The sequence below is a fragment of the Aeromonas sp. WP2-W18-CRE-05 genome (genome assembly GCF_014168615.1).
Classification (GTDB): Bacteria; Pseudomonadota; Gammaproteobacteria; order Enterobacterales; family Aeromonadaceae; genus Aeromonas; species Aeromonas caviae.
Window position 1 is genome coordinate 4,632,705 of sequence record NZ_AP021917.1, and the last position, 21,064, is coordinate 4,653,768.

Sequence of the window (21,064 nt, forward strand, 5' to 3'; positions counted from 1 at the left end):
GAGCACCAGCCAGATGCACCCCACCCGTCAGAAACTGCTCGATACCGGCCTCGCCATCGCCACCGAGAAGGGGCTGCGTGGCCTGACGGTGCGCGAGCTGGCGGCGGCGGCCGAGGTGAACCTCGGCTCCTTCGCCTACCACTTCGGCAACCGCGACGCCTTTATCGACGAGTTGGTCGAGCTCTGGTACGCCCCCCTCTATGACGAGCTCAAGGCGGTGGCAGCCAAAGGCTCCTACTCCTCTGCCATCGCCATGTTCGAGGCGACCATGGAGGCGCTGATCGGGCTGGTGGCCCGCCAGCGCGGCTTCATCAACCACCTGTTTGGCGATGCCCTGGCGGGTGAAGGGGCGGCCCAGCGCTTTCTGCTCAGCCTGCCGCGCCGTCATCCCCTGCTGCTGATCGAACAGGTACGGATGGCACAGGCGGAAGGGTCGCTGGTCGCGGGTCACCCGCTCCAGCTGATGATCTTCATCATGGGGTCGGTCGGCCTGCCGCTGGTGATCGCCGGCAGCGGTCGCCAGCTCGGCTGGCTGCCCGAACAGGCCGCCCCCTTTCTCGCCCAGATAGACAACCCCGAGGCCGCCAGACAGCGGCTGGTATGGGCACTGCGCGGCCTGCGCCCCACCGACATGAAAGAAGGAGAAACGGCATGAAACAACGCATCGCGATGCTAGCTCTGCTGCTGGCCGTTCTCGGTGGTGACCTCTGGCTGCAGAGCCATCCTCAAGGAGAAGCAGCATGAAACAACGCATTGCAATCGTGGCCCTGCTGCTAACCGTTATCGGTGGCTACCTCTGGTGGCAGGGGCGCCCGGCCGACGGCTCCATCCTGTACGGCAACGTCGATATTCGCGACGTCAATCTGGCCTTTCGGGTCGGCGGACGCGTCGATCAGGTGCTGGTCGATGAGGGGGATAGCGTGAAAGCGGGTCAACTGCTGGCCCGCCTGGATCCGGCCCCCCTCACCCACAGCCGCGACAGCGCCCGCGCCAATCTGGCCGCGCTCACTGCCGCCAACACCTTGATCCACAAAGGCTATCGCAGCGAAGAGACCGACCGCGCCCGGGCCGCACTTGCCGCCGCAGACGCCGCTGCACTGGAAGCCGACCAGCAGTGGCGCCGCCAGAGCGCATTGGCGGCCACCGGCGCCATCTCCCGCGGTCAGCTCGATACTGCCCGCTCCCAGCGGGATCAGACCCAGGCGCAGGTACGCTCGGCACGCGAACAGCTCGCCCAGCTCGAAACCGGCTACCGCCCGGAGGAAATTGCCCAGTCCGATGCCCAGCTGGAAGGGGCCAAAGCGGCGCTCGCCAGTGCCGAGCTGGCGCTGGCCGATGCCAGCCTGACCGCCCCCAGCGACGGCATCATCATCAGCCGCGCCATCGAGAACGGCAGCATGGTGCAGAGCGGAGCGACCGCCTTCAACCTCTCCCTGACCGCGCCGGTCTGGGTGCGCGCCTATGTGGAGGAGCCCTGGCTCGGCCACTTCCCGAGCGGCGCCAAGGTGACCCTAACCACCGACTCGCGGCCGGACCAGCCCTATCACGGGGTGGTGGGCTTTGTCTCGCCCACCGCCGAGTTCACCCCGAAATCGGTGGAGACGCCGGACCTGCGCACTCACCTCGTCTACCGGCTACGTATCGTGGTGCAGGATCCCGACCCGGCCCTGCGCCAAGGGATGCCGGTCACCGTCAGGCTGGCTCCATGAACAGCGCCATCTCCCTTGAGGGGCTCACCAAACGCTTTGGCGAGCGGGTCGCCCTCAACGCCATCTCGGCCACCATTCCGACCGGTGGCATCACCGGGCTGGTCGGCCCCGACGGCGCGGGCAAGAGCACTTTGCTGCGCCTGCTGGCCGGTCTGCTGATCCCGGAAGCAGGCACCATCCGGGTGCTGGGGCTGGACCCGGTGAGCGAGGGGGATCTGCTGCGTCAGCGCCTCGGCTACATGCCCCAGCAGTTCGGCCTCTACGAGGATCTCAGCGTGCTGGAGAACCTCACCCTCTACGCTGACTTGCGCGGCGTACTGGAGCCCGAACGCACGCCCACCTTCGCGAGGCTGCTCGCCTTCACCGATCTCGCGCGCTTCACCGCACGACCGGCAGGCAAGCTCTCTGGCGGGATGAAGCAGAAACTCGGGCTGGCCTGCGCCCTGCTCGGCACCCCGGATGTGCTGCTGCTCGACGAACCCGGGGTCGGGGTCGATCCCATCTCCCGCCGCGCCCTCTGGCAGATGGTGCGCGAGCTGGCCAAGGGGGGAATGACGGTGCTCTGGAGTACCGCCTATCTCGACGAGGCGGAGCTGTGCGACCACGTGCTGCTGATGGCGGATGGCGAGGTGCGCACCAGCGGCACGCCGGCCGATCTGATGGGGGCCATGGCCAGCCGCTGCTGGCTGCTGGAGGCGGGGCAACTGGATGGCCGCGAGCGGCGCGCCCTGCTGCGCCGGGCACTGGCTCACCCGGCGGTGATGGATGGCGCAGTGGCGGGGGAGCGGGTTCGCCTGCTGCTGCACCCGGGCATGACGCCCCCGCCGCTGCAGCTGGCCAACGGCGCTTTTCAACCGGCCCAGCCGCGGCTGGAGGATGCCTTTATCGACCTGCTCGGCGGCGGCCCCGGCGGAGAGTCGAGTCTGGCAGCCGGGATGCGGGAAGCCGAACTGCCGCAGGGGGTCTCCCCCGAGGCGGTGATCGAGGCGCGCCACCTCACCAAGCGGTTCGGCGATTTTGCCGCCACCGATGACGTCAGCTTTGCGGTGCGCCGCGGCGAGATCTTCGGCCTGCTCGGCCCCAACGGGGCGGGCAAGTCCACCACCTTCAAGATGGAGTGCGGCCTGCTGCGCCCGAGCGAGGGACAGGCGCTGGTGACCGGCATCGATCTGGCCCACAGCCCCTCGGCGGCGCGCCAGCGCCTCGGCTACATGGCGCAGAAGTTCTCCCTCTACAAGCAGCTCACCGTGGCCCAGAACCTCTCCTTCTTCGCCGGTATCTACGGCCTGTTCGGCCGCCACCAGCAGACGCGGATCGACGCCATGGTGACCGCTTTTGCCCTCGCCCCCTGGCTCGATCAGAAGGCGGAATCCCTGCCGCTCGGCCTGCGCCAGCGCTTATCGCTGGCCTGCGCCCTGCTGCACGAGCCGCCGCTGCTGTTCCTCGACGAGCCCACCTCCGGGGTCGATCCGGTAACCCGGCGCGAGTTCTGGTCGCACATCAACGCGCTGGCCGACCACGGCGTCACCGTGCTGGTCACCACCCACTTTATGGATGAGGCGGAGTATTGCGACCGCATCGCCCTCATCTATCGCGGCAAGCTGCTGGCGCTCGGCACCCCGGACGATCTCAAGGGGCTGGCCGCCAAAGAGGCGGCGACCTCTTTGCCAACCGGTTCCTTGCCGACCTGTTCTTTGCCAACAATGGAAGAGGCCTTTATCACCCTGGTCGAGCGGGCCAGCGAGGAGGACGCATGAGCATCAACCGTCGGCGACTGCTGGCCCTCTGCCGCAAGGAGACGCTGCAAATCGTCCGTGACCCGAGCAGCATCCTCATTGCCTTCATCATGCCGGTGGTACTGCTGGTGGTGATGGGTTACGCCATCAATCTGGATGTGGACCATCTGCGCCTCGGCATCTGGCGCACCGACAGCGGCGCCCCGGCGGTACGGCTGGAGCAGGCCTTGCGCGGCTCTACCGCGCTGGAGATCCACAGCGGGCCGAGCAAGGAGTCCCTGCTCGCCAGTCTGGCCCGTGGCGAGATCCGCGGCCTGCTGGTGATCGATGACGGCTTCTCCCGCGCGCTGGCCGGTCAGGACAATGGCACGCCGCAGGCGCTGCTGCTGACCGACGGCTCCGAGCCCAACACCGCCAACTTCGTCACCAACTATGTGCAGGGGATCTGGCAGGGGTGGCTCGCGGGCGAAGGGGTCGCCATGCCCGTGTCGATAGAGAGCCGCGCCTGGTTCAACCCGGCGCTGGTGAGCCGCAACTTTCTGGTGCCGGGCTCCATTGCGGTGGTAATGACCATCATTGGGGCCCTGCTCACCTCGCTGGTGGTGGCGCGGGAGTGGGAGCGCGGCACCATGGAGGCGCTGCTCGCCACCCCGGTCACCAAGGGGGAGCTGCTGCTCTCCAAGCTGCTGCCCTACTATGGCCTTGGCATCATCGCCATGCTGCTCTGCCTGCTCTTCTCGGTGGCGGTGATGGCGGTGCCGTGGCGCGGCTCCCTGCTGCTGCTCTTTCTGGTCACCAGCGTCTTTCTCGGCAGCGCCCTCGGGCTCGGGCTGTTCCTCTCTACCGTGATGCGCAGCCAGTTCAATGCCGCGCAGGCGGCGCTGATCGCCGCCTTTTTGCCCGCCGTGATGCTGTCGGGCTTCGTGTTCGAGATCGCCAGCATGCCGCCTTGGCTTCGGGCCATCACCCACCTCATTCCGGCCCGCTACTTCGCGAGCTCCCTGCAGACCCTCTATCAGGCGGGCAGCGTCTTCTCGATCCTGCTGGTCAACGGTTTCTGTCTGCTGCTGCTGGCGGGTTTCTGGCTAGCCCTGACCGCCCGCAAGACGCGGCGCACCCTGGAGTAACCCATGCTGATCCGACTCTGGTGGCTGATCCGAAAAGAGCTGCAGGCCCTGATGGGCAATACTCAGGGGCGCTTTCTGCTCATCATGCCGGTGCTGCTGCAAACCGCCCTCTTCCCGTTCGCCGCCACTCTGGAGGTGACCGGCAACACGCTGGCCATCTACAACCAGGATGGCGGTGCCCAGAGCCGCGAGCTGCTGGAGCGCCTCACCCATATGCCCGCCTTCACCACCATCATCCCGGTGCAAGGCGAGGCGGGCATGACCGCGGCCATCACCGGGCAACAGGCACTGCTCGGGCTGATTATTCCGGGGGATTTTTCGCGCCGATTGGCGCGGGGCGAACCGGCCAAGGTGCAGCTGATTATCGATGGCCGCCGCTCCAACGGTGGTCAGGTGGCGGCGGGCTACATCAGTCAGGTGATCGCCCGCTGGCAAAGTGAGGGCAAGGGGCAACCCGAGCTGGCGGTACGTAACCTCTACAACCCCAACGTCGAGTTCCACTGGCATATCCTGCCGGCGCTGGTGGCCATCATCACCACCACCGGCTGTCTTATCGTCACCGCCCTCTCGGTGGCGCGGGAGCGGGAAGAGGGCACCTTTGATCAGCTGCTGGTCTCGCCCCTCACCGCGGGCTGGATCATGGCGGGCAAGGCGGTGCCCGGCATCATGGTGGCGGTGGGGCAAGGATGCATAGTCGCGCTGGCCGCCCGTTTTGTCTTTCACCTCCCCTTTGCCGGCAGCCTCAGCCTGCTGATGGCGGGCATGGTCTGCTACGGGCTGGCACTGGCCGGGATCGGGCTCTTCATCTCCTCGTTCTGCTCGACCCAGCAGCAGGCCTTTCTCGGGGTCTTCTCCTTCACCGTCCCGGCGGTGATCCTCTCGGGCTACATCTCGCCGGTGGAGAACATGCCGCAGGTGTTCCAGTGGCTGGCATCCATCGACCCCCTCACCCACTTCATCGTGCTGCTCAAGGGGGTCTTCCTCAAGGGGTTCGACTGGTCGGCCGCCTGGCCCCTGCTCTGGCCGCTGCTCGCCATCGCCGGCGTCACCCTGTCGCTGGCGCTCGCCATGTTCCGCCGCCATATCGCCTGACGTGCCGCCTTGATCAGCTGATGCCGGTCTCGCCCAGTGCGAGACCGGCCTTTTTCCGACATAAGTTTTCACTCCCCGGCAGTTGGTAAACCGGGCTTACCCTCCACCATCCCTCACCCCGAGCTAACGCAGAAATCATTAACTGGTATACCTATTTTTGCATAGTACTGAATTTTCTCGAATTACCCCTAAGGAGATATATAAATAGACACTTGATTTGCATCAATCGCCCACCTCTGCCGACTGGGTAGCCTAGCCCCAGAATGATGTTTTATTACTCCAAACTTGAGGCAACTATGAGCAAAGTCAGACTGGTCGTTGTGGGCAACGGCATGGTGGGGCACCGCTTCATCGAAGAGCTGATCGAGCGGGCCGATCCGGGCCGCTACGAGATCACCGTCTTCGGTGCAGAACCCCGTCCCGCCTACGATCGCGTCCATCTCTCCTCCTACTTCACCCATCACACCAGCGAAGATCTCTCCCTCGTCAAACCCGGCTTCTACGACAAGCACGGCATCCGCCTGCTGCTCGGCGAAGCGGTGAAAAAAATCGACAGGGCCAACCGCGAAGTGCATTCCAACAAGGGCACAGTGGTCGAGTACGACAAGCTGGTGCTGGCCACCGGCTCCTACCCCTGGGTGCCGCCCATTGCGGGCAGTCAGCACCACGAGTGCTTCGTCTATCGCACCATCGAGGATCTGAAAGCCATCCGCAGCGCCGCCAAGAGCGGCAAGAGCGGGGTGGTGATCGGGGGCGGTCTGCTTGGCCTCGAAGCCGCCGGCGCCCTCAAGGCGCTGGGTCTCGAAACCCACGTGGTGGAGTTTGCTCCTGTGCTGATGGCCGAGCAGCTCGACGGTCAGGGCGGCCAGCTGTTGCGCCGTAAGATTGAATCCATGGGCGTGCAGGTACACACCAGCAAGAGCACCAGCGAGATCCTGATGCATGGCGGCGAGCAGGCGAAACACCGCCTCGCCTTTGCCGACGGCAGCCAGCTGGAAGTGGATGTGGTGGTCTTCTCCACCGGCATTCGCCCGCAAGATACCCTGGGCCGTTACGGTGATCTCGCCATCGCCGACCGTGGCGGCATCGTCATCGACGATCACTGCCTCACCTCCGACCCCGACATCTATGCCATCGGCGAGTGCGCCGCCTGGCAGGGCCGCTTCTTCGGGCTGGTGGCACCGGGCTACAAGATGGCCCAGATCACCGTCGACCATCTGCTCGGCGGCGACAGCCGTTTTGAGGGGGCAGACATGAGCGCCAAGCTCAAGCTGCTCGGCGTCTCCGTCGGCTCCATCGGTGATGCCCACGGCCGCACCCCGGGCAGCCACAGCTATGTGTTTCAGGACGATCAGGCCGGCGTCTACAAGAAGATAGTGGTGAGCGAAGACAACAGCCGATTGCTCGGCGCCGTGCTGGTGGGTGACGTGGAAGATTACGGCAACCTGCTGCAGATGATGCTCAATGCCCTGCCGCTGCCGAGCCACCCGGACACCCTGATCCTGCCCGCCTACGCCGGGGCCAAACCGACCCTGGGGGTGGATGCCCTGCCTGAGAGCGCCCAGATCTGCTCCTGCTTCGACGTCTCCAAGGGTGACATCGCCAAGGCGGTGGCCGAGGGCCACACCACCCTGGCCGCCATCAAGCAGCACACCAAGGCCGGTACCGGCTGCGGCGGCTGCGTGCCCCTCATCAGCCAGGTGCTCAACGCCGAATTGGTGAAGCAGGGCATAGAGGTCAACAACCACCTCTGCGCCCACTTCCCCCACTCCCGTCAGGAGCTGTTCCATCTGGTCAAGGTGGAAGGGATCAAGAGCTTCGACGAGCTGCTGGCCAAGCATGGTCACGGCTATGGCTGCGAGGTGTGCAAACCGACCGTCGGCTCCATCCTCGCATCCTGCTGGAACGAGCATGTGCTGAGCCCGCGCAACATCCCGCTGCAGGACACCAACGACATCTTCCTCGGCAACATGCAAAAAGACGGCAGCTACTCCGTCATCCCGCGCATGGCCGGTGGTGAGGTGACCCCGGAAGGGCTGCTGGCGGTGGCCGAAGTGGCCCGCGACTACCAGCTCTACACCAAGATCACCGGTGCCCAGCGTATCGGTCTGTTCGGGGCCCAGAAGGATGATCTGCCCGCCATCTGGCGCAAGCTGCTGGCGGCGGGTTTCGAGACCGGTCAGGCCTACGCCAAGGCACTGCGCATGGCCAAAACCTGCGTCGGCAGCACCTGGTGCCGCTTCGGCGTGCAGGACAGCGTTGGCCTCGGGGTCTTCCTCGAGAACCGCTACAAGGGCATTCGCACCCCGCACAAGATGAAGTTCGGCGTCTCCGGCTGTACCCGCGAATGTGCGGAAGCCCAGGGCAAGGACGTCGGCATCATCGCCACCGATGCTGGCTGGAACCTCTATGTGGGCGGCAACGGCGGCATGAAGCCGCGCCACGCCGACCTGCTGGCGTCTGACCTCGACCGCGAGACCCTGATCAAGCTGATCGACCGCTTCATGATGTTCTACGTCACCAGCGCCGACAAACTGCAGCGCACCTCGGTCTGGCTCGGCAATCTGGAAGGGGGCGTCGACTACCTGCGCGAAGTGATCGTCGATGACAAGCTGGGGCTGGCCGACACGCTGGAGCGCGATATCCAGACCCTCATCGACAGCTACGAGTGCGAATGGTCGCGCACCCTCAACGAAGAGGAAGCGTTGCAGCGCTTCAGCCACTTCATCAACAGCGACAAGCGCGATCCGGACGTCCAGTTCGTCGCCGAGCGCGACCAGCACAGACCCGCCACTCCGGCCGAGCGCATCCCTGTCTACCAGATCGAGGTGGAGACCAAATGATGAAATTCGCCTGCCAACTCAACGATATCCTGCCGGGAACCGGTGTCTGCGCCCTGCTCGAGGGGCGCCAGAATATGCCTGTTCCGCTCGATGTGGAGGTTCAATCATGAAATTCGCCTGCCAACTCAACGACATCCTGCCTGGCACCGGCGTCTGTGCTCTGATCGAGGGTCGTCAGATCGCTCTGTTCCGCCCGAGCGCAGCCGCCGAGGTGTTCGCCATCGACAACCGGGATCCCTTCTTCGCCGCCAATGTGCTGTCGCGGGGCCTGATCTGCGAACACGACGGCGAACTCTGGGTGGCCAGCCCGCTCAAGAAGCAGCGCTTTCGCCTGAGCGATGGCCACTGTTTCGACAACCCTGCGATGTCGGTGCAGAGCTATCCCGTTGAAGTGCGCGACCAGCAGGTCTGGGTCGCCGTCTAACACCAGACCCCACCCCGGCCCTCCCCTTCACAGGTGAGGGAGCAAAAAGCTCCTCCCCCTTGACAAGGGGGAGGCAGGGAGGGGGTTAAAAAACAGTCAGGGCTGCCCGCGGGCGGCCCTCTTGAAGGAAACAAAGATGTATACCGAAACCATCAACAAGTGCGCCGCCAACGCGGCCCGCATCAACCGCTTCGAGCGCAGCGACAAGCTTGGCTTCTGGCTCAGCTCCGCCATGGCGGGGGCCTATGTGGGCCTCGGCATCATCCTTATCTTCACCCTGGGCAATCTGGTGGATCCCGCCATCCGGCCGCTGGTGATGGGGGCCACCTTCGGTATTGCCCTGACGCTCGTCATCATCGCCGGCTCCGAGCTGTTTACCGGCCACACCATGTTCCTCACCTTCGGGGTGAAAACGGGCAAGATCACCATGGCCGACCTGCTGCGCATCCTGCCGCAGACCTGGGCCGGCAACCTGATTGGCTCCGTCGTGGTGGCGCTCATCTACTCCTACGGCGGCAGCCTGCTGCCGGACGCGGGCAGCCTGGCCCACAAGGTCGCGCTGGCCAAGACCCAGGCACCGGCGCTGACCCTGCTCATGAAGGGCGTGCTGTGCAACTGGCTGGTCTGCCTCGCCATCTGGATGGCGCTGCGCACCGAGGGTGCCGCCAAGTTCATCGCCATCTGGTGGTGCCTGCTGGCCTTTATCGCCTCCGGCTACGAGCACTCCATCGCCAACATGACCCTGTTCGCCCTCTCCTGGTTCGGTGCCCATTCCGAGGCCTACACCCTGGGCGGCATCGGCCACAACCTGCTGTGGGTGACCCTGGGCAACACCGTCTCCGGCGCCCTCTTCATGGGCCTCGGCTACTGGTATGCCACCCCCAAGGCTGAGCGCCCGGTCGCGGTGAGCGAGACCACCACCACTGCCAGCCAGACCCAAACCGCCTGATCAGGAGGCCTCATGGACTACTTGCCCATCTTTTGCCGACTCGACAACAAACCCGTGCTGCTGGTCGGCGGCGGCGAGGTGGCGGAGCGCAAGGCGCGCCTGCTGCTGGATGCCGGTGCCCAGCTCACCGTGGTCGCGCCCGAGCTCGACCCCGAGCTGGCGGAACTGGCTGCCAACGGCAGCATCGAGTGGCTGGCCGGTGAATTCGCGCCGCCGCAACTGACGGGCAAGTGGCTGGTGGTGGCCGCCACCGATCGGCGCGAGGTGAACGCCCTGGTCTACCAGAGCGCCAATCAGGCGCGGATCTTTGCCAACGTGGTGGATGACCCCAAGCGCTCCAGCTTCATCATGCCGTCGATCATCGACCGCTCGCCGCTGATGGTGGCCATCTCCTCCGGTGGCAAGGCGCCGGTGCTGGCCCGCTTGCTGCGGGAAAAACTCGAGGCCCTGCTGCCGCAACATCTGGGCGCCGTGGCGACCTTCGCCGGCAGCCTGCGGGAGCGGGTCAAGGCCCGCTTCGCCACCATGGGCGAGCGGCGCCGCTTCTGGGAACGGCTGCTCGGGACGGATCGGCTCGGGCAGGCACTGGCACGGGGTGATAGCGCCTCAGCCAATCAGCTGGCCGACAATCTGTTTGCCGACGAAAGCCAGACCGGTGGCGAGGTGGTACTGGTGGGAGCTGGCCCCGGCGATCCAGGTCTGCTCACCCTGCACGCCCTGCGCCAGATGCAGCAGGCCGACGTGGTGGTCTATGACCGGCTGGTCTCGCACGAGGTGATGGCGCTGGTGCGCCGCGACGCCAAACGCATCTTCGTCGGCAAGCAGGCGGGCAACCACTGCGTGCCGCAGGAGGGGATCAACCAGCTGTTGCTGGAGGAGGCGAAGAAGGGCCAGCGGGTGGTGCGGCTGAAGGGGGGTGACCCCTTTATCTTCGGCCGTGGCGGCGAGGAGCTGGAGACGCTGGTCGGCAGCGGCATCGGTTTTCAGGTGGTGCCGGGGATCACCGCGGCCAGCGGCTGCGCGGCCTACGCCGGTATTCCGCTGACTCACCGCGATCACGCCCAGAGCGTGCGTTTCGTCACCGCCCACGGCAAGGGTGGCGCTCAGGATCTCGACTGGCCGCTGCTGGCCAAAGATCGGCAAACGCTGGTCTTCTATATGGGGCTCTCCTCCTGTGCCACCATCCGCGAGCAGCTGCTGGCCCACGGCAAGGCGGGCGACACCCCGGTGGCGCTGATCGAGCGAGGCACCCAGCCAAGCCAGCGGGTCATTCGCGGTACCCTCGATCAGTTGCCCGCGCTGGCGGTGGGCGTCGAGAGCCCGGCCCTCATCATGGTGGGATCTGTGGTGACCCTGGCCGACCAGCTTGCCTGGTTCGGGCAAGGATGCACCGCCAACGCGGCCCTGGCCTCGGCCTGATCGCGGCATCCATTCCAACGCCACCCTCGGGTGGCGTTTCTTTTTCTGCATTTACAGTCATAACCTCTTGTTTTGAGTCTGGTATCCTATGGGGACTGTCCGCCGGATCACCGAATTCAGGAATTCTGCTTCATGTCCCTCCCCCCCAAGAACAGCGCCAAACAGCGTGAACACGACAGAGCCCGCATCCTCACGCTGCTGCTGGCCGATGACGCCCTCACCGAGAGCCTGCTCGACCCGCAAGGGGAGCAGGACGCAGCGCTTCGGGACCAGACCAGCGAGCTGACCCGGCTGGTCAACAGCCTGCCCGCCGCCGATATCGCCGATGCGCTGGAGTCCCTGCCGCCGGACGAGCGCCACGTGCTGTGGCAGCAGGTGGATGCAGACAAGCACGGCCAGATCCTGGTGGAAGCGTCGGAGACGGTGTGGGACAGCCTCATCAGCGGCATGAGCGACAAGGAGCTGCTGCACGCCCTGAGCACCCTCGACATCGACGACCAGATTTACCTGGGCCAGCACCTGCCCCGCAACCTGATGGGGCGGCTGCTCACCTCCATGGCGCCGGTGGACAGGGACAAGGTGCGGGAGGTGATCCGCTACGGCAAGCACACGGTCGGCGCCATGATGGACTTCGAGCTCATCACGGTGCGGCCCGACGTGACCCTGGCCACCGTCCAGCGCTATCTGCGCCTGCGCGGCCAGATCCCCGAGAACACCGACAAGCTGTTCGTCACCGATCGGCGCAACCGGCTGCAGGGGGAGCTGCCCCTCACCGTCGTGCTGCTGCACAAGCCCGAAACCCTGGTGAGCGACGCGATGGAGAAGGATCCGGTCACCTTCGATCCGGAAGACAACGACGAGGCCGCCGCCCGCACCTTCGAGCGGGACGACCTGGTCTCCGCCGCCGTGGTGGATGCCAGGGGCAAGCTGATGGGACGGCTCACCGTCGCCGAGGTGGTGGACCTGGTCTATGAGGAGAGCGACACCGACCTGCGCCGCATGGGGGGGATAAGCGAGGAAGAAGATGTGTTCGCCCCCGTCTCCAAGGCGGTCAAGACCCGCTGGGCCTGGCTCGCCATCAATCTCTGCACCGCCTTCGTGGCATCGCGGGTGATCGGCCTGTTCGAGCACACCATCTCCCAGCTGGTGGCGCTGGCGGCCCTGATGCCCATCGTCGCCGGGATCGGCGGCAACACCGGCAACCAGACCATCACCATGATAGTGCGGGCGCTGGCGCTGCAGCATATCCAGACAGGCAACGTCTCCTTCCTGCTGTGGCGCGAGCTGGGGGTGGCCCTGATCAACGGCCTGGTGTGGGGCGGCATCATGGGCATCGCCACCTTCCTGCTCTATCAGGATGCGGCGCTGGGGGGCGTGATGACGCTCGCCATGATCCTCAACCTGCTGGTGGCGGCCCTGATGGGGGTCATCATCCCCATGACCATGAGTCGGCTAGGGCGCGACCCGGCGGTGGGGGCCAGCGTGATGATCACCGCCATCACCGACACCGGCGGCTTCTTCATCTTCCTGGGGCTGGCGACCCTGTTCCTGCTCTAGGGCCCGAGGCTGACCGTCTGCGGCTCCTGCCATGACGCGGGGCCGCTTTCGCGCAAAAACGGCATTTCCCGCCACTGGGCAAGGAATAGTCGTTGAAATGCCAACCCCACTCCTTATACTGGATCCACCTGTTTCCAGCGGTGGATCTGACACAATGGAATACAACACTTCAGAACTGTGTGACATCTATCAGGACATGGTGGATGTGCTCGACCCCATGCTCTGCTCCTTCGGCGGCCGCGCCTCTTTCGGCGGCGTCATCACCACAGTCAAATGTTTCGAATCAAACGGCCTGATCCGTGAACTGGTCAAGGAGAACGGCGTTGGTCGCGTGCTGTTGATCGACGGTGGCGGCTCCATGCGGCGTGCCCTGATCGACAGCGAGATCGCCACCACGGCGGCGGAAAATGAGTGGGAAGGGATCGTCTGCTACGGTTGCGTCCGTGAGGTCGATATCCTGGAAGATCTCGACATCGGCATTCAGGCCCTGGCGGCCATTCCGGTGGGCGCCGACAGCAAGGATATCGGGGAAACCGATCTGCCGGTCAACTTCGGCGGCGTCACTTTCCTGCCGGATGACCACCTCTATGCCGATACCACAGGGGTGATCCTCTCCCCCGATGCCCTCGACATCGAGTAAACAGCGCTGAGTGAAAATGGGAGCCCTGGCTCCCATTTTTTATGCCCGCTGATGGCGGAAAAGACGCCAAAAAAGAGGGCCAGTAAACTACTGGCCCCTTAACTGGAAGCAATGTGAGCAATGTCGTGCCTTCACAAGAAGTCCATCACGTTGGAACAAATGAAGTCTTTCCCGGAAAACAAGGTAACAATAATCATTCTCATTTAACTGTGCAAGCCTTATTTGCGAAGATCGCAAAAAAATTGACCACCCATGGGGGTGGTCAATCTCATCAGGCTTGTCGCGTAGCAGCTTGCAGGCCAGCCAATCCGGCCTCCCCCACCAGCTTGCGGCTGAGATAGCGCAGCAGCACACCGTAAAGCGGCACAAACAACCCCAGACTTATCAGCAGCTTGAATACGTAATCTACGGTCGCGATCTCGACCCAGTGCTCGGCCATAAAGGGATCCGTGCTGCGCCAGAAGGCGATGCTGAAGAAGGCGATGGTATCCACCAGATTGCCGAACAGGGTGGAGGCCGCCGGTGCCACCCACCAGGCTTTCAGCAGGCGCAGGCGGTTGAACACCACCACATCCATGAACTGGCCCACCAGATAGGCCATAAAGCTGGCTAACGCGATCCGGGCAACAAAGAGATTGAACTCTGCCAGATTGCCCACCCCCTGGAAGCTCCCTTCGAAGAAGAGCACCGAGAGCACGTAGGACACGGTCAATGCCGGCAGCATCACGGTCTGGATGATCTTGCGCGCCAGGCCTGCGCCGAAGATCCGCACCGTCAGATCGGTGGCCAGGAAAATGAACGGGAAGCTGAAGGCACCCCAGGTGGTGTGGAAGCCAAAGATGGTGATCGGCAGCTGCACCAGGTAGTTGCTGCTGGCAATGATCAGGATGTGGAACAATGAGAGACGCATCAGTGCCGTCTGGTACTGAGCCGGAGTCAGGTTCATATTGTGACCTTTTTGGTTAATGGGGTTAGGGAACCCATATCGCCACCATGGCGATAATCAAGGGGCGAGATTATACGCCCCAAAATTGATAGTTCAATCTTTATGCGGTTATCTCAAGGGATTGACTCGCATCGCACGCCAAGCTCACTCCCGGGACTGCCGAGCCAGCCAGAGCAGCGCCTCCGCGTCGTCCGGCTGCACCGCCGCCAGCCAGCAGCCACTGTAATGTTCGTACTCGAGCCGAAAGCGGCTGCCTTCAAACTCCAGCAGCCAGCTGTGGCGATCCGCCCCCCACTCCCGCTCGAGTGCCGCCAGCTCCCACTCCTGCAACAGGGCCTCGGCCAGAGTCGGGAAGCTGTCCCAGTCAAGGCCCGGGCAGGTCAGCATCACCACCCCGGCTTCCCTGTCTGTCTGCGTGATACGCCAGTTCATCTGCGGCTCCTCAACTGCTGCACGAGAGCTCGCCCCCGCAATACCAGCCCGGATGCGGGGTGGCGAGATCCTCGTATTCGGGTTGGTCATCATAGGGGTGCTGCAGGGCCGCGAACAGCCGCTCGAACGGCGCCATGTCGCCCCGTTCAGCCGCCTCTATCACCTGCTGGGCCAGGGCGTTGCGCAGCACATACTTGGGATTGACCGCGTCCATCTGCCCCTTGCGCACACCATCCACGCTCCCTTCCCGGGCGAGGCGTGCCCGATAGGCCTCAAGCCACCCCTGCCAGACGGCAGGATCGGGCAACAGGGCCAGCAGGCTGGCGGGCCAGTCACCCTGAGCGGTCAATTCCCCCAGCCGTCGCAGGAAGAGGTGGTAATCCACCTTGTGCGCCGCCAGCAGCCGGAACAACTCGCGGAACAGCGCCGGATCCTCCTCTTCCCACACCGCCAACCCCAGCTTGGCGCGCATCAGCTCGGAGTAGTGCAACATCAGCTGGTGCTCGTACTGGGCCAGGGCCGACGCGAGCGCGTCGCCATCCACATGGCCGGCCAGCGCCTGGGCCAGCTTCTGCAGGTTCCAGTAGCCGATCGCAGGCTGCTGATCCAGCGCATAGCGGCCATCCGGATCCGAGTGGTTGCAGACGAAGTCCGGCACATAGGCGTCGATGAAACCGTAGGGGCCGTAATCCAGGGTCAGCCCGAGCAGGGACATGTTGTCGGTGTTCATCACCCCGTGACAGAACCCCGCCGCCTGCCACTTGGCGATGAGCCGCGCGGTGCGGCGCACTACTTCGGCAAACAGCTCGGCGCCATCGGTCAGCTCGGGGAAGTGGTAACGCCGCGCATAGTCGATGAGGGCCGGGATCTTCTCCCCCTGTCCGCTCCATGCGAAATACTCGAAGTGACCGAAGCGCAGATGGCTCGGCGCGGTGCGCAGCACGGTCGCCCCGCTCTCCACCTGCTCCCGGTAGACAGGCTCGTCACTGCCCAGCAGCACCAGAGCCCGGGTGGTGGGAATGCCGAGGGCATGCAGCGCCTCGGAAGCCAGGTACTCGCGAATGCTGGATCGCAGCACGGCACGGCCGTCGCCGAAGCGGGAGAATGGCGTCTTGCCCGCCCCTTTCAGGTGCAGGTCCCAGCGGCTGCCATCCGGCGCCAGCTGCTCCCCCAGCAGCAGGGCGCGGCCATCCCCGAGGCGCGGGCTGTAGCCACCGAACTGGTGGCCCGCATAGACCTGGGCCACCGGCTGCATGCCCGGCAGGGGCTGCCCCTGGCCGCAACAAGCGAGCCACTGCGCCTCGCTCACTTCCCCGAGCCCAAGCTCACCAAGCAGCGCACGGTTCAGATGCAGCAATCTGGGGCCATGCAGCGGCTGCGGGGCAACAGGCTCGCAAGCCCAGGGGAGTTCGGTGGCAAAAGTGTTGATCAACTTCATGGTGATGGGGGTTGTCCCTGCGTATGCTCGTGTCACTCTTTATACCGCCGTCGGCTCGTCGAGGCTAACAGGCGATCACGATTATTCATTTCAAGGAGAAGACGATGCAAAAGTGGGTCTATACCCTGCCCCTGCTGGCGCTTGCCTGGGGCCATCAGGCCAAGGCGGCCGACATAGACGCAGGCAAGGCCAAATCCGTGGTCTGTGCCGCCTGTCATGGCGCGGATGGCAAGGCGAGCGTCCCGAACTACCCCCACCTCGCGGGCCAGAACCAGGCCTATTTGCTCAAGCAGATGAAGGCGTTCAAGGGGGGTTCCCGTACCGAGCCGCTGATGGTTCCCTTCATGGCGATGCTGACCGAGGCGGACATGGAGAATCTGGCGGCCTATTACGCCAGCCTCAAATAATGCATGGCGCCGACCAACGGGCGCCTTTCCACTGTTTGTTGTGCCAGCCTACCGACGGCAATAGTCGATGATCAGGTCCATAAAGGCCTCACCGAAGCGCTCCAGCTTGCGGTGACCGACACCGTTGACCGCCAGCATTTCCTCCTCGGTCATCGGCATGAGCTGTGCCATCTCCACCAGGGTGGCGTCGTTGAACACCACATAGGGCGGCACCTCTTCATCCTCGGCGATCTGCTTGCGCAGGGCGCGCAGCTCCTTGAACAGCCGCTTGTCGTAGTTGGCGTTGTCGAGCAGGCCGCTGCGCTTCTCCTTGCGGCTGGAGATGGGCTGCAGCCGTGGCACCGCCAGCGCCAGCGTCGTCTCGCCGCGCAGCACGGGGCGGGCCGCCTCGGTCAGCTGCAACACCAGGTTGCGGGTGATGTTCTGGGTCAAGAGTCCCTTGTGGATCAGCTGGCGGATCACGCTCATCCAGTATTCGTGGCTCTGATCCTTGCCGATGCCGTAGGTCGAGAGCTTGTCGTGACCGTGATCCTTGATGCGCTGGTTGAGCGAGCCCCTGAGCACTTCCACCACATAGCCCACCCCGAAGTTCTGCCCCACCCGCCAGACGCAGGAGAGCGCCTTCTGGGCATCTTCGGTGCCGTCATAGCTCTTGGGGGGATCGAGACAGATGTCGCAGTTGCCGCACGGCTTGTCGTTGTACTCGCCGAAGTAGTTCAGCAGCACCTGACGGCGGCAGGTCTGCGCCTCGGCGAAGGCCGCCATCACGTTGAGCTTGTACTGCTCCACCTGCAACTGTTGGGGATTCTCTATGTTGTCGAGCAGCCGGCGCACCCGGCCGATATCGGCGGGATCGTACAGCAGCAGCGCCTCGGCCGGGGTGCCATCGCGACCGGCGCGGCCGGTTTCCTGATAGTAGGATTCGATGTTCTTCGGGATGTCGTAGTGCACCACGAAGCGCACGTTGGGCTTGTCGATCCCCATGCCAAACGCCACCGTCGCCACCACGATCTCGATGTCATCCTTGAGGAAGGCCTCCTGGGTCTGCTGACGCAGCTCCAGCGGCAGGCCCGCATGATAGGGCGCCGCCTTGCAGCCGTGACGGGAGAGCCGCTCTGCGACCTCTTCCACCCGGTTGCGGCTGGAGCAGTAGACGATGCCGCAGTTGCCCTTCTGGCTCTGCACGTAGCGCAGCAGCTGCTCCGCTGCCTTGAACTTCTCCACCAGGCTGTAGCGGATATTGGGCCGATCGAAGCTGGCGGTGTGGATGAAGGGATCGTTCAGTTCCAGCCGGTGCAGCATGTCGCTGCGGGTCGCCTCGTCGGCGGTGGCGGTGAGCGCCACCACGGGCACCTGGGGGAACCACTGCTTGAGCCGTCCCAGCGCCGCGTATTCCGGCCGGAAATCGTGCCCCCACTGGGAGACGCAGTGCGCCTCGTCGATGGCGAACAGGCCGAGGGGCAGCTCCGCCAACCGGTCCATGAACTCGTGCTGCAGCAAACGCTCGGGGGAAACATAAACCAGCTTGATCTCGCCCCGGCGCATGGCGGCAAAGTTCTGGATCATCTCTTCCCGGCTCAGGGCCGAGTTGATGTAGACCGCCGCCACGCCGTTGGCGCGCAGGGTGTCGACCTGATCCTTCATCAGCGAGATGAGGGGGGAGACCACCACACCGAGCCCGGGTCGCAGCAGCGCCGGGATCTGGTAGCAAAGCGACTTGCCGCCGCCGGTGGGTTTGAGCACCAGGGCATCGCGCCCCGCCACTATCTGCTCGATGATCTCGAGCTGGCCCGGCCGAAACTGCTGATAGCCAAACACCGCCTGCAACAGGGCAAGGGGATTCTCTGGCTGAGGGTCAGGCAGGGTTTCGGCAATGACGGTCATGGGCTCTCCTTTGGGGTCGCCATTCTAAAGCAGCCGCCGCCCACAATAAACCTGCCATTGCGAGTGTTAAGGAAATGTTGCAGACTGGCTGGAGTTTTTACTCGGCTTTGATGACAGGGCGGACTGAAGGAATGAAACAGATGCTCAAGAAGATGGCGCTCAGTGGCATAGCCAACCTGTTCGCCGAAAAGATGCCCTTCAACAAGCTGATCGGCATGCAAGTCACCCACTACGACTTCGATAAAGTGGAGCTGCGCATCAAGATGGAGGAGAAGCTCATCGGCAACCCTTTTCACAACATACTGCACGGCGGGGTCACCGCCAGCCTGCTCGACGTGGCGGGCGGCATGATAGTCGCCGCCTCCTGCATCGACGAGCTGGCGGACTTCTCCCCCAGCTATCTCAAGGAGCGCTTCTCGCGGCTTGGCACCATCGATCTGCGGGTGGACTATCTTCGTCCCGGTCGCGGCAACGAGTTCATCGCCACCGCCCACATCATCCGGGCAGGCAGCAAGGTCGCAGTCGCCCGCATGGAGCTGCACAACGAAGAGGGCACTCACATCGCCTTCGGCACGGGGACCTACCTCGTCGGCTAATGGTTTTTATTGCATAAAAAGTGCGCTTCTAAGCTGATTTTAATCATTAGAATTCTTACCCCCTCCTCCGCTCAGGGTCCATACTGAAAGTCGGGATTCTGTGCAGAGGGAGGATTGCAGACGATGAGCGCGATACTGACTACCCAACCATCCAGAGCCTTGCTGACACGACTTGAGGCCATGCGCGAAGAAGTGCAGACCCCAGAGTGCCGTCACTGGTTGGAACAGGAGCTGGAGGGGTATTCTCTCTGCTCACCCCTGCCTTGGTATCGCATCATTGCCTGTCGGCAACGCGGTCACTTCCTGAATCTGAAGACGGGAAAATATCTGACTTGCCATATCGGCAGCCAAACGCTAAGCCAACGCGACCTGGCCCAAGTTCAGTTCATCTATGCCCGTGAACCCGCCGCCCACTATTTACTGCGTCACGATTCCCATATCGAGCCCTGGCCGGAATCGCTGCTGGAAGCGTATCGAGAGCAGCTGATCCCTGGTCATCTCTGCCTGCAAGCCTGGCATGAGCCCGTGTCTTCGCTGCGTTCACAACTGATGGAGGGAATAGCACATTTCATTAGTGAGTACCCCAAGCATGCGGCCCTGCAAACCCAACACGGTTTCAAGGCATTGCGGCATCAACACTGGCATATCTGAATGAGCGCCTGGGGCGCAAGGAGGGCACCATCGACAAGACCCATAACGAGATTGTCACAATCTAGAGTGCCGGAGTCAGGATCAGACTCCACCAGTGGGGCCACCGAGCGGTGGCCCTTTTAGTTGGGCAAATGAGGGAGATCGGAGCAGTAGAAGCAATCGACAATGGAAATGTCAGCTTTGCTTCAACAAACCAAATGCGAAAAGGCCGCTCATTGAGCGGCCTTTTCAAATGTGGTCGGTGTGAGAGGATTCGAACCTCCGACCCCTTCGTCCCGAACGAAGTGCGCTACCAAGCTGCGCTACACACCGATGTCTGCGGGGCGAGAATTTACCGAAAGCCCCGACCCGACACAAGCCTTTTTTTGCATTCACTCTAAAAAAATGGCTTTACGCTCAATAATTCAGCGAGTCGCAGCAAAAATCGCCACAAGGCATCTTTCCGCCTGCCTTCAGCCCTGTCGAGACAACCTGAACTCGGTCGGCCCCAGCAAACGCCGGCTCCAATCCGCCACCACTCCATGTTCCAGCCAATGAGCCGCATGCTGGCGCCAGTTGGGAGAGAGCGCCGGGTTCTCCAGCAGCAGTTGCAGGTCTTCCTCGTTGCGGGCCTGGTTGAACAGGATGTCGGCGGTGCGCTTCACCGTCAGCTCAGGGTAGGGTCTGTCCACCAGTGTCAGCTCCCCCTGCGGATCCACCCTTCCCTCTTCCAGCACCCGCAGCAGCCAGCCACAGCGACCACTCAGCTGCATCACCTGGGAGAGCTGGCCATAGCCAAAGCGCTGGTTGAGCTTGAAACAGGGGGATCTGGGCTGGCTTATCTGGATCAGCGCCTCCCCAAGTCGATAGACATCGCCGATGCAGGCCTGCGCCTCCGTCAGCCCCGAACCAGAGAGATTCTCGCCAAAGGCGGCAGGCTGCCAGGGTGTGCGTGGTACAGGCAGTCCCAGCGCGGTTTGCCAGGTTTTCCACCAGGCGTAGTGCTCCGCAGGGTAATGGTGCAGGGCCCGATCCGGGCCGCCATGATGGCGTCTGTCGCTCTGCTCATCCCCGCGAAGGCCGAGGAAATCGCACCACAGAGGGGCGTCGGCAGGCTGCTTGTGGATGGCACTGATGAGGCCGGGGGCCTGCTCTGGGTTCAGTTCGGCACTCTGGCCGATGAAGAGGGAGATCCGCATTCCATTCTCCTGACGGATGGGGGAATGCGGATCTTA

General features: G+C 63.8%; 19 protein-coding genes, 1 tRNA gene and 1 pseudogene. 15 read left to right on the forward strand and 6 right to left on the reverse strand.

Features of this window, described 5'->3' with window-relative positions; all coding sequences use genetic code 11:
* Positions 1-13: 13 nt before the first annotated feature.
* The 12 genes and pseudogenes from H7R73_RS21690 to rraA all read left to right on the forward strand — a co-directional run bounded on the left by H7R73_RS21690 (position 14) and on the right by rraA (position 13,496).
* Positions 14-655, forward strand: a complete 642-nt coding sequence (locus H7R73_RS21690; protein WP_182951410.1) for a TetR/AcrR family transcriptional regulator — start codon at positions 14-16, stop codon at positions 653-655.
* Positions 656-740: 85 nt separating this feature from the next.
* Positions 741-1,709, forward strand: a complete 969-nt coding sequence (hlyD, locus tag H7R73_RS21695; protein ID WP_103260945.1) for a secretion protein HlyD — start codon at positions 741-743, stop codon at positions 1,707-1,709.
* Positions 1,706-3,466, forward strand: a complete 1,761-nt coding sequence (locus tag H7R73_RS21700) for an ATP-binding cassette domain-containing protein (RefSeq protein ID WP_103260946.1) — start codon at positions 1,706-1,708, stop codon at positions 3,464-3,466. The genes hlyD and H7R73_RS21700 overlap by 4 nt, the downstream gene beginning before the upstream one ends.
* A complete protein-coding gene (locus tag H7R73_RS21705; RefSeq protein WP_103260947.1) occupies positions 3,463-4,572 on the forward strand; it encodes an ABC transporter permease in 1,110 nt (369 codons plus the stop codon). Before H7R73_RS21700 ends, H7R73_RS21705 begins: the two co-directional genes overlap by 4 nt.
* 3 nt (positions 4,573-4,575) lie before the next feature.
* Positions 4,576-5,664, forward strand: a complete 1,089-nt coding sequence (locus tag H7R73_RS21710; RefSeq protein WP_103260948.1) for an ABC transporter permease — start codon at positions 4,576-4,578, stop codon at positions 5,662-5,664.
* A gap of 296 nt (positions 5,665-5,960) precedes the next feature.
* Positions 5,961-8,507 (forward strand): nitrite reductase large subunit NirB, encoded by a 2,547-nt coding sequence (nirB, locus tag H7R73_RS21715; RefSeq protein WP_182951411.1) that lies wholly within the window; start codon positions 5,961-5,963, stop codon positions 8,505-8,507.
* Positions 8,507-8,578, forward strand: a pseudogene (nirD, locus tag H7R73_RS24100) (nitrite reductase small subunit NirD); the annotation flags it as partial. The gene nirB and the pseudogene nirD (H7R73_RS24100), both read left to right, overlap by 1 nt.
* A 35-nt stretch (positions 8,579-8,613) precedes the next feature.
* Positions 8,614-8,931: a nitrite reductase small subunit NirD gene (nirD, locus tag H7R73_RS21720; protein WP_039039697.1), complete on the forward strand. Its 318-nt coding sequence runs from the start codon at positions 8,614-8,616 to the stop codon at positions 8,929-8,931.
* 136 nt (positions 8,932-9,067) lie between these two features.
* A complete protein-coding gene (gene nirC / locus H7R73_RS21725) occupies positions 9,068-9,880 on the forward strand; it encodes a nitrite transporter NirC (RefSeq protein WP_103260950.1) in 813 nt (270 codons plus the stop codon).
* A 12-nt stretch (positions 9,881-9,892) separates the two neighbouring features.
* A complete protein-coding gene (gene cysG / locus H7R73_RS21730) occupies positions 9,893-11,299 on the forward strand; it encodes a siroheme synthase CysG (protein WP_103260951.1) in 1,407 nt (468 codons plus the stop codon).
* Positions 11,300-11,431: 132 nt separating this feature from the next.
* Positions 11,432-12,856 (forward strand): magnesium transporter, encoded by a 1,425-nt coding sequence (gene mgtE / locus H7R73_RS21735; RefSeq protein WP_167826166.1) that lies wholly within the window; start codon positions 11,432-11,434, stop codon positions 12,854-12,856.
* Between the two features lie 154 nt (positions 12,857-13,010).
* Positions 13,011-13,496, forward strand: coding sequence for a ribonuclease E activity regulator RraA (gene rraA, locus H7R73_RS21740; protein WP_103260953.1), 486 nt, complete (start codon positions 13,011-13,013; stop codon positions 13,494-13,496).
* A 271-nt stretch (positions 13,497-13,767) separates the two neighbouring features.
* Here rraA and H7R73_RS21745 read toward each other — a convergent pair whose 3' ends face one another.
* From H7R73_RS21745 to H7R73_RS21755, 3 genes are all read right to left on the reverse strand, one after another.
* Positions 13,768-14,442, reverse strand: a complete 675-nt coding sequence (locus H7R73_RS21745; RefSeq protein ID WP_010676046.1) for a 7-cyano-7-deazaguanine/7-aminomethyl-7-deazaguanine transporter — start codon at positions 14,440-14,442, stop codon at positions 13,768-13,770.
* Between the two features lie 144 nt (positions 14,443-14,586).
* The gene (locus H7R73_RS21750) at positions 14,587-14,874 is read right to left on the reverse strand and encodes a DUF3630 family protein (protein WP_041211964.1); all 288 of its coding nucleotides are present in this window, start codon (positions 14,872-14,874) and stop codon (positions 14,587-14,589) included.
* A gap of 10 nt (positions 14,875-14,884) precedes the next feature.
* On the reverse strand, positions 14,885-16,312 hold the full coding sequence (locus tag H7R73_RS21755; protein WP_103260954.1) for a protein adenylyltransferase SelO: 1,428 nt from the start codon (positions 16,310-16,312) through the stop codon (positions 14,885-14,887).
* Between the two features lie 104 nt (positions 16,313-16,416).
* On the opposite strand from H7R73_RS21755, the gene H7R73_RS21760 reads away from it, so the two are divergent.
* Entirely contained in the window at positions 16,417-16,719 is a 303-nt protein-coding gene (locus H7R73_RS21760) for a c-type cytochrome (protein ID WP_103260955.1), read from the forward strand.
* Positions 16,720-16,767: 48 nt separating this feature from the next.
* Here H7R73_RS21760 and recQ read toward each other — a convergent pair whose 3' ends face one another.
* The gene (recQ, locus tag H7R73_RS21765; protein WP_103260956.1) at positions 16,768-18,603 is read right to left on the reverse strand and encodes an ATP-dependent DNA helicase RecQ; all 1,836 of its coding nucleotides are present in this window, start codon (positions 18,601-18,603) and stop codon (positions 16,768-16,770) included.
* A gap of 131 nt (positions 18,604-18,734) precedes the next feature.
* Here recQ and H7R73_RS21770 point away from each other — a divergent pair, with 131 nt between their 5' ends.
* Together H7R73_RS21770 and H7R73_RS21775 are read left to right on the forward strand one after the other, a co-directional pair.
* Entirely contained in the window at positions 18,735-19,199 is a 465-nt protein-coding gene (locus tag H7R73_RS21770; protein ID WP_182951412.1) for a thioesterase family protein, read from the forward strand.
* A gap of 123 nt (positions 19,200-19,322) precedes the next feature.
* A complete protein-coding gene (locus tag H7R73_RS21775; RefSeq protein WP_182951413.1) occupies positions 19,323-19,850 on the forward strand; it encodes an AbiTii domain-containing protein in 528 nt (175 codons plus the stop codon).
* 235 nt (positions 19,851-20,085) lie between these two features.
* On the opposite strand, the gene H7R73_RS21780 is transcribed toward H7R73_RS21775, so the two are convergent.
* Both H7R73_RS21780 and H7R73_RS21785 read right to left on the reverse strand, forming a co-directional pair.
* Positions 20,086-20,162 (reverse strand) — tRNA-Pro (locus H7R73_RS21780).
* A 140-nt stretch (positions 20,163-20,302) separates the two neighbouring features.
* Positions 20,303-21,028, reverse strand: a complete 726-nt coding sequence (locus tag H7R73_RS21785) for an MOSC domain-containing protein (protein ID WP_103260958.1) — start codon at positions 21,026-21,028, stop codon at positions 20,303-20,305.
* Between the last annotated feature and the right edge of the window lie 36 nt (positions 21,029-21,064).

Excerpts from the sequence above, each read along its gene's own strand:
- recQ (WP_103260956.1), bottom strand. The coding sequence starts at position 18,603 with ATGACCGTCATTGCCGAAACCCTGCCTGACCCTCAGCCAGAGAATCCC.
- mgtE (WP_167826166.1), top strand. The coding sequence starts at position 11,432 with ATGTCCCTCCCCCCCAAGAACAGCGCCAAACAGCGTGAACACGACAGA.
- nirC (WP_103260950.1), top strand. The coding sequence starts at position 9,068 with ATGTATACCGAAACCATCAACAAGTGCGCCGCCAACGCGGCCCGCATC.
- H7R73_RS21785 (WP_103260958.1), bottom strand. The coding sequence starts at position 21,028 with ATGCGGATCTCCCTCTTCATCGGCCAGAGTGCCGAACTGAACCCAGAG.
- H7R73_RS21705 (WP_103260947.1), top strand. The coding sequence starts at position 3,463 with ATGAGCATCAACCGTCGGCGACTGCTGGCCCTCTGCCGCAAGGAGACG.
- hlyD (WP_103260945.1), top strand. The coding sequence starts at position 741 with ATGAAACAACGCATTGCAATCGTGGCCCTGCTGCTAACCGTTATCGGT.
- H7R73_RS21745 (WP_010676046.1), bottom strand. The coding sequence starts at position 14,442 with ATGAACCTGACTCCGGCTCAGTACCAGACGGCACTGATGCGTCTCTCA.
- nirD (WP_039039697.1), top strand. The coding sequence starts at position 8,614 with ATGAAATTCGCCTGCCAACTCAACGACATCCTGCCTGGCACCGGCGTC.
- H7R73_RS21760 (WP_103260955.1), top strand. The coding sequence starts at position 16,417 with ATGCAAAAGTGGGTCTATACCCTGCCCCTGCTGGCGCTTGCCTGGGGC.
- H7R73_RS21755 (WP_103260954.1), bottom strand. The coding sequence starts at position 16,312 with ATGAAGTTGATCAACACTTTTGCCACCGAACTCCCCTGGGCTTGCGAG.
- H7R73_RS21690 (WP_182951410.1), top strand. The coding sequence starts at position 14 with ATGCACCCCACCCGTCAGAAACTGCTCGATACCGGCCTCGCCATCGCC.
- H7R73_RS21750 (WP_041211964.1), bottom strand. The coding sequence starts at position 14,874 with ATGAACTGGCGTATCACGCAGACAGACAGGGAAGCCGGGGTGGTGATG.
- H7R73_RS21775 (WP_182951413.1), top strand. The coding sequence starts at position 19,323 with ATGAGCGCGATACTGACTACCCAACCATCCAGAGCCTTGCTGACACGA.
- nirB (WP_182951411.1), top strand. The coding sequence starts at position 5,961 with ATGAGCAAAGTCAGACTGGTCGTTGTGGGCAACGGCATGGTGGGGCAC.
- H7R73_RS21700 (WP_103260946.1), top strand. The coding sequence starts at position 1,706 with ATGAACAGCGCCATCTCCCTTGAGGGGCTCACCAAACGCTTTGGCGAG.
- H7R73_RS21770 (WP_182951412.1), top strand. The coding sequence starts at position 18,735 with ATGAAACAGATGCTCAAGAAGATGGCGCTCAGTGGCATAGCCAACCTG.
- cysG (WP_103260951.1), top strand. The coding sequence starts at position 9,893 with ATGGACTACTTGCCCATCTTTTGCCGACTCGACAACAAACCCGTGCTG.
- rraA (WP_103260953.1), top strand. The coding sequence starts at position 13,011 with ATGGAATACAACACTTCAGAACTGTGTGACATCTATCAGGACATGGTG.
- H7R73_RS21710 (WP_103260948.1), top strand. The coding sequence starts at position 4,576 with ATGCTGATCCGACTCTGGTGGCTGATCCGAAAAGAGCTGCAGGCCCTG.